The organism is Xanthomonas sp. 4461 (genome assembly GCF_024806475.1).
Lineage (GTDB): Bacteria > Pseudomonadota > Gammaproteobacteria > Xanthomonadales > Xanthomonadaceae > Xanthomonas > Xanthomonas arboricola_F.
Genome location: NZ_JANTYV010000002.1, coordinates 699,508 through 713,823, shown reverse-complemented (window position 1 = coordinate 713,823; position 14,316 = coordinate 699,508). Strand labels below are relative to the sequence as shown.

Genomic DNA, 14,316 nt, shown 5'->3' with positions numbered 1-14,316 from the left:
GTCATGACACAGTCGCTCGCATCGGATGGCCCGTACTCAAACGTCGCCCATTTCTGCGAGCGCTTTGGCGTGCGTGTCCCGATCCTGCTCAGCCCCATGGCCGGCGCCTGCCCGGTGCCGCTGTCGGTCGCTGTCGCCAACGCCGGCGGCATGGGTGCGATGGGTGCGGTGTTGTCGCAGCCGCAGGACATCGTGGCGTGGATGGCCGCCTTCGCTGAAGCGAGCGCCGGGCCTGCGCAGGTCAATCTGTGGATTCCCGATCCGGCCCCGGTCCGCGATGCAGGGGCAGAGGCGCGTCTGCGCGGGTTTCTTGCGCACTGGGGGCCGCCGGTGGCCGAAGCCGCAGGCGATGCCACGCCAGCCGACTTCGATGCGCAGTTCGAGGCCTTGCTCGACGCCCGCCCGGCGGTGGCGTCCTCGATCATGGGCCTGTTCCGGCCCGACCAGGTTGTGCGCCTGAAAGCGGCCGGCATCGCGTGGTTCGCCTGCGCCACCACCCTGGAGGAAGCGCGTGCGGCGCAGGCTGCCGGTGCCGACGCAGTGGTTGCGCAAGGTGCCGAAGCCGGTGGCCATCGCGGCGCGTTCGCTGCGGGCCAGGCCGCGCAGCAGATGACCGGGTTGTTCGCCTTGTTGCCGCGGCTTGTCGATCATCTGGAGATTCCGATCGTCGCCGCCGGTGGCATCGCCGACGCGCGCGGAATCGCGGCGGCGCTGATGCTGGGCGCGAGCGCAGTGCAGATCGGCACCGGCCTGCTGCGCACGCCCGAAGCGGCACTGCCCGACGCCTGGGCGGATGCGCTGGCGGCCGCCGAGCCGGAACATACCCAGCCAACCCGCGCATTTTCCGGGCGCCTGGGGCGGGCATTGCTCACGCCTTACGTGCGGGCCGCCATCGCTGCGGATGCACCGCCGCCTGCGCCCTATCCGGTGCAGCGCGGGCTGACTGCAGCGATGCGCCAGGCAGCGGCGCGCGACAACCGTCTGGCATCGATGCAGGCCTGGGCGGGTCAATCCGCATGGATGGCACCAGCCCGGCCGGCCGGCGAACTGGTCGCGCAGTGGTGGAGGCAGGCGCAGGCACTGCTATGGCGCTGATTTTCTGCAATGGCGCTCCGGCCAGCGCGCAACAGCTCGGCGCTGCTGCGCTGATCAACTACGGCCACTTCACCACGCTGCAGGTGCGCGGCGGCGCTACGCTGGGACTGGAGCTGCATCTGCAGCGGCTGCAGGAAGGCAGTCGCGCGCTGTTCGGCCAGGAGCTGGAAGCAGACCAGCTGCGGGCGCAGATGCGCGCTGCGTTGCTGGCATCGGCCATGGCCGATGCCAGCCTGCGCGTCACCGTGTTCGCGCCCGACTACGATTTCCGCAACCCGTTGCGCGAAGTCTCACTGGATGTGCTGGTCGCCATTTCGCCGCCGGCCGACATGCCCGAGACCGGGCTGCGCGTGCAGGTGACCGATTACGTGCGCGAGCGGCCGGAGCTCAAGCATGTCGGCACGTTTGGGCTCCTGCATCTGCGTCGGCTGGCGATGCAGGCAGACCACGACGATGTGGTGCTGCAGGACCGGCAGGGCAGGGTACTGGAGGGCGCCTTCTGGAATCTGGGTCTGTGGGAACGCGGCGGGCTGGTCTGGCCGCAGGGGCCGGCACTACTGGGGACCCGGCAGCGGTTGCTGCAGTCCGGCCTGAAGACGCTGGGTATCGCCCAGATCAGCCGCCCGGTGGAGCTGGGCGAGCTGGACCGTTTCGATGGCGCATTCGCCTGCAATGCGCGTGGGCAGCAGGCCATCGTGGCGCTGGGGCCGGCGCGCTGGGGGCCGCATGCCGCGCAGTTGCCGCTGCTGGAGCGGGCCCTGCAGACCCATGCCTGGCAGGCGATCTGAGCGATCTGCTGTGCCGGCGCCGGGTGGCTTGGCTTCGCCGCCGGAGCCCGCTATAATCGCCGGCTTACCGCGCCACTTCAGGCGACTGGGCAACTTAGGAAAACGACACCATGGTCAAGATTCGACTGACCCGCGGCGGCGCCAAGAAGCGTCCGTTCTACCACATCATCGTGACCGACGTGCGCAGCGCGCGCGACGGCCGCAACATCGAGCGTCTGGGTTACTACAACCCGGTTGCACAGGGCGCAGAACCGCGCGTCGTGCTGGACGTTGCACGCGTCGACCATTGGGTCGGCCAGGGTGCACAGCTGACCGACAAGGTGCGCAACCTGTATCGCGAAGCATCCAAGTCCCAGGCCGCTGCGGCCTGATCTTGAGGGCCGGGCATCGCCGCCTGGCCCAGAGTCGACACAGATGAAGCCGACCGAGCGCCGCATCCTGTTAGGCAGGATTGTCGGCGCTTTTGGTGTCAAGGGCGAGCTCAAGCTCGAATCCTGGACCGAGCCGCGCAATGCGATCTTCCGGTATCAACCGTGGATCGTGCGTTCGCCATCGGGGCAGGAAACGGTTGTGAGCGGCGTGCGTGGGCGCGACCAGGGCAAGAACCTGATTGCGGTGTTCCCGGACGTGACCGACCGCGATACCGTCGAGGCCATGCACGGGACCGAGATCTACGTCGCCCGTAGCGCATTGCCGCCGCCCAAGCCCGACGAATACTACTGGGTGGATCTGGAAGAGTTGCAGGTGGAAACCGTCGAGGGCGTCAAGCTCGGCACGGTGTCGCATCTGTTTTCCACCGGTTCCAACGACGTGGTGGTGGTGCGCGGCGATCGTGAGCGGATGATCCCGTTTGTGTTTCCGGAGTTCGTCAAGTCGGTGGACTTCGAGGCCAATCTGATCGTGGTCGACTGGGATCCGGATTTCTGATCGAAGCGCTGCCCCGGCTTCGCTTTCGCTCTACCCATTCCCCACTCCCGATTCCCGATTCCCCAGTGCGCATCGACGTCATCAGCCTGTTCCCCGAGTTCATCGCGCAATGCGCGGCGTTCGGCGTGGTCGGGCGGGCGCAGGAGCGCGGCTTGCTGGAATTGCAGGGCTGGAATCCGCGCGAGCATGCGCAGGGCAATTATCGCCGGGTGGACGACCGTCCGTTCGGTGGCGGGCCCGGCATGGTGATGTTGATCGAGCCGTTGCGGGCCTGCCTGGACGCTGTGCACGCCGCCGATCCGCGGCCGGCACCGGTGATCTATCTCAGCCCGCAGGGGCGTCCGCTGACCCAGCCGCTCGCGCGCGAGCTGGCGCAGTTGCCGCGCATGGTGCTGCTGTGCGGGCGCTACGAGGGGGTGGACGAGCGCTTTCTGATCCAGTCAGTGGATATGGAAATCTCCATCGGCGACTACGTGTTGTCCGGTGGCGAGCTGGGCGCAGCGGTGCTGGTAGATGTGGTGACGCGGTTGCAGGAAGGGGTGTTGAACGACGCCGAATCTGCCGCCCAGGACAGTTTCGAAGGCCCGCAAGGCTTGCTGGACTGCCCGCACTACAGCCATCCGTCGACCCATGCCTGGGGCGATGTGCCGGACGTGCTGCGGTCGGGCAATCATGCTGCCATCGCGCGCTGGCGGCGGCAGCAGTCGCTGGGCCGGACCTGGTTGCGTCGCCCCGATCTGCTGGACGAGGCCGGGTTGGACAAGAACGATCGTCGTCTGCTGGACGAGTTTCGCCGCGAACTCGCTCCAAGCGACGATCAACCCGGTGACGAGAAATAAGAGCTCACCCCTAGCTCTTGCAAGATTGATTGGGGTACAATATGCGGCTTGCTGGCCAGCCTTGCGTCTGGCCCTCTTACGAACCTCGAGCAATCGCCGTGCGGCGACTGCCGGTCCAATATCACCAGACACGCGGTGCCCATCATGAGCAAACTCAACAAGACCATCCTGGCTGACTTCGAAGCCGCCCAGATTCAGCGCAAGCTGCCGGAATTCAACCAGGGCGACACCGTTGTGGTGAACGTCAAGGTGAAGGAAGGCAACCGCGAGCGCGTGCAGGCCTATGAGGGCGTCGTGATCGGGACCAAGAATGCCGGCCTGAACTCCGCTTTCACCGTGCGCAAGATCTCGCACGGCTTCGGCGTCGAGCGCGTGTTCCAGACCCACAGCGCCATCATCGACTCGGTCGAAGTGAAGCGCCGCGGTAAGGTGCGCGCCGGCAAGCTGTACTACCTGCGTGGTCTGGAAGGCAAGGCTGCCCGCATCAAGGAAGATCTGGCCGCTGCTGCACAGGCCAAGGCCGCTCGCCAGGCTGCTGCCAAGGCCGAGTAAGCCAACACTGGCAGATCGTCGATCTGCCACTGCCAGACGGCCGCCTTCGGGCGGCCGTCTGCGTTTGGGAACGCAGTGGCGGGTGCGTTGGGGAGGTTGCGCGGGCCGTGGGAGCGGTTTCGTCGCAGGCCCTTTCGTCGATCGCCATCTCAGGGCGACGCACTTCTTTCGCTAGGACTGGCCGTTGCACGGCAATGGGCTAGCCATCGGCACATGGACGGCCTGGAGACCGGGCCGGTTCCTCTGGCGCCATGGCGCGCAAAAAGATCGCTGATCGCAGCTAGCTGCTGTCAATCGTGAAGTCGGCCGACGTGGCGTTTTGCGCTTCAACAGCGAGCCGGTCTTGCAAGGGCTCATTCCAGGCTGTTGCGTTCTTTCAAGGGCAGGTGGTTCGTGTCTTGATCGGGATCGACCGCGGTATCCGTCGCGTGGCGAGGGCCGGGCTCACCGCTGCCGAGGCTCTGCCGGGTTGGTGATCGGAGCCGGGTCGGCGACGGGGGAAGCGGGGTGCGCGGGCACTTCGGCAGCGGCAGCCAAGGCTGACGGATGCGTCGGTGTCGCCAGCATGCGTGCCTTGCGCCAGCCGCCCCAGCGGTAATATGCCAGCGACAGCAGCATCGAACAGGTGGAGCTGATCGGGAAGCTCCACCACACCGCATCAGCCCCCAGATGCGGCAGCAAAGCGTTGGCCAGCGGCACGCGCACGCCCCACAGCGAGAACGCCAGGATCAGCAGCGGCGGGATCACTGCGCCGGTGGAGCGCACCACGCCCGAGACCACAAAGCTGACCCCGAACAACAGGAACGACCAGATCGCGATGTGGTTGAGGTGGCGCGCGATCTCCAGCGTGGCGCTGCCTTCGGGCAGAAACAGCGCCAGGGTCCAGCGATCGAACCCGATCAACAGCGCAATCAGCAGGCCGGTCATCAGGAAGTTGGCGGCGATGCCGGTGCGCGCGACGGCATCCACGCGCGACCACAGGCCGGCCCCCACATTCTGGGCGGCCATCGACGAACAGGCAGCGCCAACGGCCATTGCCGGCATCTGCACGTAATTCCACAGCTGCAGCCCGGCGCCGAATGCGGCGGCGGTGTCGGTGCCGAAGCCGTTGACCAGCGACAGCATCGCAATCATCGCCAGCGAGATCATCACCATCTGCAGGCCCATTGGCACGCCCTTGACGATGAGCGCGCGCAGGATGGCAGGATCGATCCGGAACAGGTGCAGGTCGCGCCGCCCCAGCCAAAGCACGTTGCTTTTCTTGCGCAGATAGATCAGCAGGCCGGCCAGCGCGACCACCTGGGCGATCAGTGTGGCCCAGGCCGCACCGGCGATGCCCAGCGCGGGAAATGGGCCGATGCCGAACAACAGCAAGGGGTTCAACACGATATCCAGCAGCACCGACAACAGGAGAAATCGAAACGGCGTACGCGCATCGCCGGTGCCACGCAATGCCGCCGACAGGAAGGCGAACAGATACAGCGTTGGCATCGCCAGGAAGATCACCCGCAGATACGCTTCGGCCAGCGCCTGCGAGGCGGCCGGCGTGCCCATGGCGGTGAGCAAGTGGGGCGCCAGATACCAGCCGAGCACGGCAATCACCGCCGACAGCCCGCCGAAGAAACTCGCGCTGGTGCCCATCACCTTGCGTGCCTGCGCGATGTCGCGCGCACCCATGGCCTGGCCGATCAGGATGGTGGAGGCCATGCCGATGCCGAACACCGAGCCGATCAGGAAGAACATGATGCTGTTGGCGTTGGCCGCAGCGGTCAGGGCTTCCTCGCCAAGATAGCGGCCGATCCAGATTGCGTTGACCGAGCCGTTGAGCGACTGGGCGACGTTGCCGGCCATGATCGGCAGCGCGAACAACAGCAGGTTCTTGCCGATCGGGCCTTCGGTCAGGACAGCGGATTTTGGCATCGCTTGGCATCGTCGCGCAGAAGCTGCGCACACTAGCATCGCTGTGTGAGATCCGATGCATGCCATGCGATTTGCGCTGCAGATTTCGTTGGGACACGCTCTACGTTTGACACCAGCGGTGACTGCCTTCGCAAAGATGTTGCGCTTGCTGTTGGGGATGCGCTGTAGACCAGGGGCGTGTCCCTCATCCGGCGCTGTGCGCCACCTTCTCCCGCAGGCGGGAGAAGGGTTGGAGCTCGCGAGCGCTTATTGGATTGGGGTTGCGCATGGACAGCCGGTCCCTTCCCCTGCCTGCGTGGGAAGGTGCCCGCAGGGCGGATCGGAGCGCGACGACCATCGACCTGGCAATCGATCACCATCGCGGGGTTGACGGTCCAGCTTGAGTTCCCAGATGGCTGCCCAAATATCGGCTACCAGACAGAGCGAGACAGCAAGGCGCATGAATCCGGAGCTGGAACAGGGCACAACGGTCAGGCTGGATGTGTGGTTGTGGGCGGCGCGCTTTTTCAAGACGCGCAGCCTGGCCAAGGCGGCAGTGGAGACCGGCAAGGTGGATGTGGCCGGGCAGCGGCCCAAGCCGTCGCGCACGCTGCGTAGCGGCGAGCAATTGCGCATCGACCGCGGTGGCGAAATCTTCGAGATCACCATCGCCGCGCTAAGCGATGTACGCGGCCCTGCACCGGTCGCGCAGACGCTGTACCTGGAAAGCGATGCCTCACGCGAGGCGCGTGCGCAATGGCGGCTGCAGCGCGCTGCCGAACGCACCGGCTATCGCGCACCCGAGGGCAAGCCGGACAAGCGCGCACGCCGGCTGATCAACGCGTTGGGCGATATCGACGCGTTGTAGCACTGCGTGGTTGTCCGCTGCGAATTGGATGGTGGAAAAAGAAACGCCTGTGCCTACATCGTGTCGTTCATTCAAGAAAGAACGGCACTTCCCGATTGAGGTGGGAAGTGCCGTTTTCTGTTGCGGTGTGCGATGCATCCAGGTGCAGGACCATCGATCAGAAGCTTGAGAACGGCTCACAAGACTTGGCCGGCGGTCGCGTGGTGGCAGTGTTGGCCGCGTTTGGCGCCAGGTAGGTGGTGCAAGCCGCACAGTAATCCGACCAGCGCATTCTGCTCTGCTCTTGACCATGCACACCGACCATCTCGACGGGGCCTTGTCCGCCCAGCGTCGCGGGACCTTACGCGGCATGGATGCCGCGTAAGAGCCTACAAGGACGTACTTGCGGCGTGTCCTGCGATGGTGGGCGGGCAAGGGCCTTGCAGCCAAGCAGCAGAACAGCCGCTCTACCGACGTCTTCAGTGCGCCGAGTCAGCCTCTTGCGTGTGGTTCAACACCGCTGCGGGCGCACGCACGATGGCGCGCGCCTTGCAACTCACGCCAGATCGAAACGATCCAGTTGCATCACCTTGGTCCAGGCAGCGACGAAGTCGTGCACGAACTTTTCCTGTGCATCGGCACTGGCATAGACCTCGGCCACCGCACGCAGGATCGAGTTGGAACCGAACACCAGATCCACGCGCGTGCCGGTCCACTTGGCTGCACCGGTGCTGCGGTCGCGGCCTTCGTAGACCTCCTTCGATTCGGAGGTGGCTTTCCACTCGGTGCGCATGTCGAGCAGGTTGGCGAAGAAGTCGTTGCTCAGCACGCCGGGGCGCGTGGTGAATACGCCATGGCTGGAGTCGCCGACATTGGCGCCGAGCACGCGCAGGCCGCCGACCAGCACGGTGAGCTCGGGTGCGGTCAGGGTCAGCAGCTGCGCCTTGTCGATCAGCAATGCTTCGGCAGGCACGGCGTAGCGACGCTTGGCGAAGTTGCGGAAGCCATCGGCCACCGGTTCAAGCACGGCGAACGATTCGACATCGGTCTGCTCCTGCGAGGCATCGGTGCGGCCGGGTGCGAACGGTACGGTGACGCTGTGGCCTGCGGCGTGCGCTGCATGTTCCACCGCGGCGTTGCCGGCCAGCACGATCAGGTCGGCCAGCGAAATCTTCTTGCCGCCCGATTGCGCCGCGTTGAAGTCGGCCTGGATGCGTTCCAGCGTGCCGAGCACCTTGGCCAGTTGTTCGGGCTGATTGGCCTGCCAGTCCTTCTGCGGTGCCAGGCGGATGCGTGCGCCGTTGGCGCCGCCACGCTTGTCCGAGCCGCGGAATGTCGACGCCGACGCCCACGCGGTAGAGACCAGCTGCGCCACGCTCAGGCCCGAATCGAGAATGGTCTGCTTGAGGGCGGCAGCGTCCTGCGCATCGACCAGGGCATGGTCGACAGCCGGCACCGGGTCCTGCCACAGCAATTCTTCGCTCGGTACTTCAGTACCCAGGTAACGCGAGCGCGGGCCCATGTCGCGATGGGTGAGCTTGAACCAGGCGCGGGCGAAGGCATCTGCGAACTGGTCGGGGTGTTCGTGGAAGCGACGCGAGATGGCCTCGTAAGCGGGGTCGAAACGCAGTGCCAGATCGGTGGTGAGCATGGTCGGGCGATGCTTCTTCGATGCATCGTGCGCATCGGGGATGATGGCGTCGGCATTCTTGGCCACCCACTGGTGCGCACCGGCCGGGCTCTTGCTCAGCTCCCACTCGAACTTGAACAGATGGTCGAAGAAGTCGTTGCTCCACTGCGCCGGGGTGGTGGTCCAGGTGACTTCCAGGCCGCTGGTGATGGTGTCGGCGCCCTTGCCGCTGCCGTAGCGGTTGTGCCAGCCCAGGCCCTGGCTTTCCAGCTCGCTGGCTTCGGGCTCGGCGCCGACGTTGTCGGCCGGGCCGGCGCCATGGGTCTTGCCGAAGGTGTGGCCGCCGGCGATCAGCGCCACGGTCTCTTCGTCGTTCATCGCCATGCGCGCGAAGGTATCGCGGATGTCACGCGCGGCGGCGACCGGGTCGGGCTTGCCGTCCGGGCCTTCCGGATTGACGTAGATCAGGCCCATCTGCACGGCGGCCAATGGGTTCTCCAGGTCGCGCGTGTGCGGCACTTCGCTGTCGTCGTCCTTCACCAGCACGCCGTGCGCTTCGTCCACGCCCGGCGAGCCGCGCGCGTAGCGGTCGTCACCGCCCAGCCACTTGGTTTCGCGGCCCCAGTACAGGTCCTGATCCGGCTCCCAGGTGTCTTCGCGGCCGCCGGCAAAGCCGAAGGTCGTAAAGCCCATGCTTTCCAGCGCGACGTTGCCGGTGAGGATCATCAGGTCGGCCCAGGAGATCGCCTGGCCGTACTTCTGCTTGATTGGCCACAGCAGCCGGCGCGCCTTGTCCAGGCTGACGTTGTCCGGCCAGCTGTTGAGCGGTGCGAAGCGCTGCTGGCCGCGACCGCCGCCGCCGCGCCCGTCGCCGATGCGATAGGTGCCGGCGCTATGCCAGGCCATGCGCACGAACAGCGGGCCGTAATGGCCGAAATCGGCCGGCCACCAGTCCTGCGAGTCGGTCATCAGCGCACGCAGCTCCTGCTTGAGCGCGGTCAGGTCGATGCGCTTGAACGCCTCGGCATAGCTGAAAGTCTGGCCCAGCGGGTTGGACTTGCTCGAATGCTGGCTGAGCAGGTCCACACGCAACTGCGTGGGCCACCAATCGCGGTTGGTGGTTCCGGTACCGACGACGGCGTGGTTGAAGGGGCACTTTGCTTCGGTTGTCATGGCAATACCTGTGTGCGTGAGCACTTGGGGAGCTGTGTGCCGAAACTGCGGACACGTGCTGGTGGAGTCGAAAGGGCGGGCAATGCGTCAGCGGTGGTCATCGGGCGAAGGCGCATATGCGGCCGTGGGGTCATCGAGAAGCGTCGCCGCGTGTGCCGATGCTAGCGCCTGCCTGCAGGGGTCGGTATGAGGCGATCTGCAGAATGTGACTGGCGGACATGCGCATCAGGCGGACTCATCGTGGCGGCGTGCGCACACGATAAGCAGCATCGATCGGTTGGGGAATTCGAATTATTCAACCATATCGATAGCGAGGTGCTATGGATGATCCGCCGGCACCGGACCGACGTGCGCCCGCGCTGTCAGCGCTTGCCGAACAGGCTGCCACCGAGCTTCATGACATCGCCCAGTCCAAGCTTTCCGTCGCCATCCTGGTCCAGCACGCTGCTTAGCAGGCCGTTGACGCCGTCATTGCTGCTGACCTGCTGGCGTTCCTGTGCCAGGGCAGGGCCGAGTTGGCTGCTGGCGGTGGCATCGCTGCCGAGGAAGCGCTTGGCCAGATACGCCATCACGATGGGCGCCAGCAATTGCAGCAGCTGATTGGCCTTGCCGGTTTCCAGCCCGGTGGCCTGGCCCAGGCCTGCGGCAGCCTGCGGTGCCTTGTCGCCGAACAGATGCCCCACGATACCGGCGCCATTGCCTTGCGCACCGCTGGCCGAGCCGCCCAGCAGCGAGCCGAGCAGGCTGCCGACGTCCGGGCTGCCGGCATGATCGCGCTGCAAGGCACCCAGCAACGCATCGGTGCCACCGGCCTGCTGGCTGTTACGGCCCAGTGCGCCCATCAATAGTGGCAGCGCGGTCTGCACCGCCGATTGGGCCTGCTCGGGCGCGATGCCGAGCCGGCTGGCGAGTTGCTGCAACTGCGGACCTTGCAACTGCGCGGCAAGTTGATCGGTCAACGAGGCGGACGTGGTCATCGGTGTCTCCGGTTGGACTAAACGTTGCGGCAGCGTGCGCCCGTCGCGCCAGCAGAGCAATCCGCGCGCTGCGCGTCACCGCGCAGGGCGCGATGCGGCGCTGTCGCAGGGCAGCATTCGAGCAACCACGCAAACCTGCAACAGCAATGGATCATCGGGTCTCGCAAGCGTCGGGCATGCAGCTAAAGCCGTGGCGAACCTCCAAACCAGCATTCAAACGACCAACCAACCCTGCTGCCGTGACAGATCCGTAAGCGCAGCAAGCTGCGCCGTGACGAATCCCCAATCCCGACTCCCCAATCCCCTCCCTCAAAGCAACGCCTTCAACCGATACAGTGCTTCCAGCGCCTGCTTGGGCGTGAGTTCGTCCGGGTCCAGCGCCTGCAGCGCTTCCTGTGCAGCGGACGAGGGCGCGGTGAACAGACCGAACTGTTGCGGGGCGTCCAATGCGGCCGGCGCCATCTGTGCGACATGGCTGTCGCCGCCGCGTTGTTCCAGTTCGGCCAGGCGATGACGCGCCTGGGTCACGGCCGCTTTGGGCAAGCCGGCGAGCGCGGCGACCTGCAGGCCGAAGCTGCGATTGGCCGGGCCATCCTTGACCGCATGCATGAACACCAGGCGCTCGCCGTGTTCCACCGCGTCCAGATGCACGTTGGCGATGCCGCTGGCGCCGCCGGCATGCGATTGGTCGGCCAGTGCGGTGAGCTCGAAATAATGCGTGGCAAACAGCGTGTAGCAGCGATTGGTATGCGCCAGATGGCGCGCCACCGCGTCGGCCAGGGCAAGGCCGTCGTAGGTCGAGGTGCCGCGGCCGATCTCGTCCATCAGCACCAGCGATTGCGGGGTGGCGTGATGCAGGATGTAGCTGGTTTCGGCCATTTCCACCATGAAGGTGGATTGCCCGCGCGCAAGGTCATCGCCGGCGCCGATGCGGGTGAGGATGCGGTCGATCGGCCCGATCACCGCGCGGCTGGCCGGCACGAAGCTGCCGATATGCGCCAGCAACACGATCAGGGCGTTCTGGCGCATGTAGGTCGATTTACCGCCCATGTTCGGGCCGGTGATGACCAACATGCGGCGGTCTGTGTGCAGGTCCAGATCGTTGGGTTCGAACGGTTGGTCGCGCACCGCTTCCACCACCGGGTGGCGGCCGCGTTCGATGCGCAGGCACGGTGCGCTGTCCAGTTCCGGCTGCGACCAGTCCAGTGCCTGCGCGCGCTCGGCGAAGGCGGCCAATACATCCAGTTCGCTCAGGGCGCCAGCGCAGCGCTTGAGGCCTTCCAGTTCGCTGCCCAGCGCATCGAGCAGGCCTTCGTACAACAGTTTTTCGCGCGATAGCGAGCGCTCGCGCGCCGACAGCACCTTGTCCTCGAAGCTCTTGAGTTCTTCGGTGATGTAGCGCTCGGCATTGGTCAGCGTCTGCCGGCGGCTGTAGTGCAGCGGGGCCTTCTCGGCCTGGCCCTTGCTGATCTCGATGTAGTAGCCATGCACGCGGTTGTAGCCGACCTTGAGCGTGGCGATGCCGCTGCTGGCGCGCTCGCGTTGTTCCAGGTCGATCAGGAATTGATCGGCATTGGTGGACAGGCGGCGCAGCTCATCCAGATCGGCGTCGTAGCCGGTAGCGATGACGCCACCGTCGCTGAGCTTGAGTGGCGGTTGCTCGGCCACTGCACTGCTCAACAGATGCGCGGTGGCATCGTGCTCGCCCAATTCGGCGAACAGGGTCTGCAGGCGCGGCGAATCCAGTGGTGCCAGGATCGTACGTACCTTCGGCAACAGCGCCAGGCCATCGCGCAGGGTGGAGAAATCGCGGGGGCGCGCCGAGCGCAATGCAACGCGCGTGAGAATACGTTCCAGGTCGCCAAGCGCGCGGAAGGCTTCGCGCACGTCGGCATCGCCGCCGGAGTCGATCAGGCTCGCCACTGCGTGGTGGCGCTGCACCAGCACATCGCGCAGGCGCAACGGGCGATGCAGCCAACGTCGCAGCAATCGCCCGCCCATCGGCGTAACCGTGCTGTCCAGCACACCGAGCAAGGTGTTACGGGTGTCGCCATCCACGCGCGTGTCCAGCTCCAGATGCCGGCGCGTGGCTGCGTTCATCGAGATCGCCTCGCTGGCCACTTCCATCGCGATGGAGGTCAGATGCGGCAAGCGCTGTTTCTGGGTTTCCTCGACATAGCCCAGCAGCGCACCGGCGGCGGCCGTGGCGCACGGCTTGTCGTCGATGCCGAAGCCGGACAGATCGTGCAGCTTGAAGAACGCCAGCAGCTGCCGACGCCCGCTGTCGGCGTCGAACAGCCACGGTGGCCGCCGCCGCACGCCGACGCGCCCGCGCAGGAACTCCGGCCAGTTGTCCTCGTCGGGCACCAGCAGCTCGGCCGGTTCCAGGCGTGCGACTTCCGCTTCCAGCGCATCCACGCTATCGACTTCGTTGACCAAGAAACGCCCGCCCGCCAGATCCGCCCAGGCCAGGCCATAGCCCTGCTTGCTGCGCGAGACCGCCATCAACAAGGTGTCGCGGCGCTCGTCCAGCAGCGCCTCATCGGTGACCGTCCCCGGGGTGACGATGCGCACCACCTTGCGCTCGACCAGGCCCTTGGCCAGTGCCGGGTCGCCGATCTGCTCGCAGATCGCCACCGACTCGCCCAGCGCCACCAGCCGCGCCAGGTAGCCTTCGTACGCATGCACCGGCACGCCCGCCATCGGGATCGGTGCGCCGCCGGAGCTACCGCGCTGGGTCAGGGTGATGTCGAGCAGGCGCGCCGCCTTGCGCGCATCGTCGTAGAACAGCTCGTAGAAATCGCCCATGCGGAAGAACAGCAGCAGGTCGGGGTAGTCCGACTTGGCCGCGAAGAACTGCTTCATCAGCGGGGTGTGCTCTGGAACTCCGCCGCTGGGCTTGGATTTGTCTTTGGTGTCAATGCTTTGCAAGAAACGGCTTCCGAAATCTGGGCGCGGTAGGGGCGGGCAGGCGATGGCGTGCAGGGCGTACGGCATTGGCCTGCCGGGCGCCGCGTGCGGCGGCGGCTGTGGTCGGGTCGGGCGTGGGGAGGCAAGTTTAAGCCGAGCGCGCCGGAACCGCGATCCAGGATGCAGCGCGGGCCGCTTGGGGAGAGGCAACAAATGAAGGGACCGGAGCGGTGGGTTCAGTGCGTCGCGACCTTGTGGAGGGTGCACTCTCAGTTGGCCAGCGCAGCTTGCGACGATCGTGCGGGGTGTCGCGGCAAGGCGTCGTCGATTGTTGTCCGGAGGTCGTCGGGCGAGTTGGCCATGCATCTGCTTCCACCGTGTCGTGTGTCAGTGACAATCCACGACTCTCTATCGCTGCGGCGAAAGCCGGGATGGATAATGGTTCCATTTAAGTAACCACGTGCTGATTATGGTTGGAATGAGATCTGTCTCGAGAAACTGAAGTAAATCAAAATTTTTTTGTGGGTGGCCTTCGATCGTCTTCGATGATCTGCAGGGAACCACTTTGTGATGTATGTCGCGATGGATCTGCGTTCTTATCTGCAACTCTCGCTAAAAGTTGATTTTCCCCATCGGAAGCGATTTACGGCGCCATCGGAAAGAGGTGGGATCGATCGCA

General features: G+C 65.7%; 11 protein-coding genes. 7 read left to right on the top strand and 4 right to left on the bottom strand.

All coding sequences use genetic code 11. The features are described 5' to 3' along the window. The first annotated feature begins 3 nt into the window (after nt 1-3). From FHY19_RS10810 to rplS, 6 genes are all read left to right on the top strand, one after another. Nucleotides 4-1,095 (top strand): nitronate monooxygenase, encoded by a 1,092-nt coding sequence (locus FHY19_RS10810; protein ID WP_259166053.1) that lies wholly within the window; start codon nt 4-6, stop codon nt 1,093-1,095. After that, nucleotides 1,086-1,883: an aminotransferase class IV family protein gene (locus FHY19_RS10805; RefSeq protein ID WP_259166051.1), complete on the top strand. Its 798-nt coding sequence runs from the start codon at nt 1,086-1,088 to the stop codon at nt 1,881-1,883. Before FHY19_RS10810 ends, FHY19_RS10805 begins: the two co-directional genes overlap by 10 nt. 110 nt (nt 1,884-1,993) lie before the next feature. Further along, complete coding sequence (gene rpsP, locus FHY19_RS10800) at nt 1,994-2,254, top strand: 30S ribosomal protein S16 (RefSeq protein ID WP_011036396.1); 261 nt, start codon at nt 1,994-1,996, stop codon at nt 2,252-2,254. Nucleotides 2,255-2,297: 43 nt separating this feature from the next. After that, nucleotides 2,298-2,810 carry a ribosome maturation factor RimM gene (rimM, locus tag FHY19_RS10795; protein ID WP_259166050.1) on the top strand — a complete coding sequence of 171 codons (513 nt, stop codon included), beginning with the start codon at nt 2,298-2,300 and terminating at the stop codon, nt 2,808-2,810. A 65-nt stretch (nt 2,811-2,875) separates the two neighbouring features. Then, on the top strand, nt 2,876-3,649 hold the full coding sequence (trmD, locus tag FHY19_RS10790) for a tRNA (guanosine(37)-N1)-methyltransferase TrmD (RefSeq protein WP_259166049.1): 774 nt from the start codon (nt 2,876-2,878) through the stop codon (nt 3,647-3,649). Between the two features lie 144 nt (nt 3,650-3,793). Further along, complete coding sequence (gene rplS, locus FHY19_RS10785) at nt 3,794-4,201, top strand: 50S ribosomal protein L19 (protein ID WP_005989873.1); 408 nt, start codon at nt 3,794-3,796, stop codon at nt 4,199-4,201. A 444-nt stretch (nt 4,202-4,645) separates the two neighbouring features. Here rplS and FHY19_RS10780 read toward each other — a convergent pair whose 3' ends face one another. After that, nucleotides 4,646-6,121, bottom strand: a complete 1,476-nt coding sequence (locus FHY19_RS10780) for an MATE family efflux transporter (protein ID WP_259166048.1) — start codon at nt 6,119-6,121, stop codon at nt 4,646-4,648. A gap of 439 nt (nt 6,122-6,560) precedes the next feature. Here FHY19_RS10780 and FHY19_RS10775 point away from each other — a divergent pair, with 439 nt between their 5' ends. After that, the gene (locus FHY19_RS10775) at nt 6,561-6,968 is read left to right on the top strand and encodes an RNA-binding S4 domain-containing protein (protein WP_259166047.1); all 408 of its coding nucleotides are present in this window, start codon (nt 6,561-6,563) and stop codon (nt 6,966-6,968) included. Nucleotides 6,969-7,503: 535 nt separating this feature from the next. Here the strand turns inward: FHY19_RS10775 and katG are convergent. The 3 genes from katG to mutS all read right to left on the bottom strand — a co-directional run bounded on the left by katG (nt 7,504) and on the right by mutS (nt 13,658). Next, a complete protein-coding gene (gene katG / locus FHY19_RS10770) occupies nt 7,504-9,750 on the bottom strand; it encodes a catalase/peroxidase HPI (RefSeq protein ID WP_259166046.1) in 2,247 nt (748 codons plus the stop codon). Between the two features lie 362 nt (nt 9,751-10,112). After that, the gene (locus FHY19_RS10765; RefSeq protein WP_259166045.1) at nt 10,113-10,727 is read right to left on the bottom strand and encodes a DUF937 domain-containing protein; all 615 of its coding nucleotides are present in this window, start codon (nt 10,725-10,727) and stop codon (nt 10,113-10,115) included. Between the two features lie 309 nt (nt 10,728-11,036). Then, on the bottom strand, nt 11,037-13,658 hold the full coding sequence (gene mutS, locus FHY19_RS10760) for a DNA mismatch repair protein MutS (protein WP_259166044.1): 2,622 nt from the start codon (nt 13,656-13,658) through the stop codon (nt 11,037-11,039). Nucleotides 13,659-14,316: the final 658 nt, after the last annotated feature.

Bases quoted from the DNA above. Each gene is read 5' to 3' on its own strand.
- FHY19_RS10810 (WP_259166053.1), top strand. From the start codon at position 4: ATGACACAGTCGCTCGCATCGGATGGCCCGTACTCAAACGTCGCCCAT.
- FHY19_RS10805 (WP_259166051.1), top strand. From the start codon at position 1,086: ATGGCGCTGATTTTCTGCAATGGCGCTCCGGCCAGCGCGCAACAGCTC.
- rpsP (WP_011036396.1), top strand. From the start codon at position 1,994: ATGGTCAAGATTCGACTGACCCGCGGCGGCGCCAAGAAGCGTCCGTTC.
- rimM (WP_259166050.1), top strand. From the start codon at position 2,298: ATGAAGCCGACCGAGCGCCGCATCCTGTTAGGCAGGATTGTCGGCGCT.
- rplS (WP_005989873.1), top strand. From the start codon at position 3,794: ATGAGCAAACTCAACAAGACCATCCTGGCTGACTTCGAAGCCGCCCAG.
- FHY19_RS10780 (WP_259166048.1), bottom strand. From the start codon at position 6,121: ATGCCAAAATCCGCTGTCCTGACCGAAGGCCCGATCGGCAAGAACCTG.
- FHY19_RS10775 (WP_259166047.1), top strand. From the start codon at position 6,561: ATGAATCCGGAGCTGGAACAGGGCACAACGGTCAGGCTGGATGTGTGG.
- katG (WP_259166046.1), bottom strand. From the start codon at position 9,750: ATGACAACCGAAGCAAAGTGCCCCTTCAACCACGCCGTCGTCGGTACC.
- FHY19_RS10765 (WP_259166045.1), bottom strand. From the start codon at position 10,727: ATGACCACGTCCGCCTCGTTGACCGATCAACTTGCCGCGCAGTTGCAA.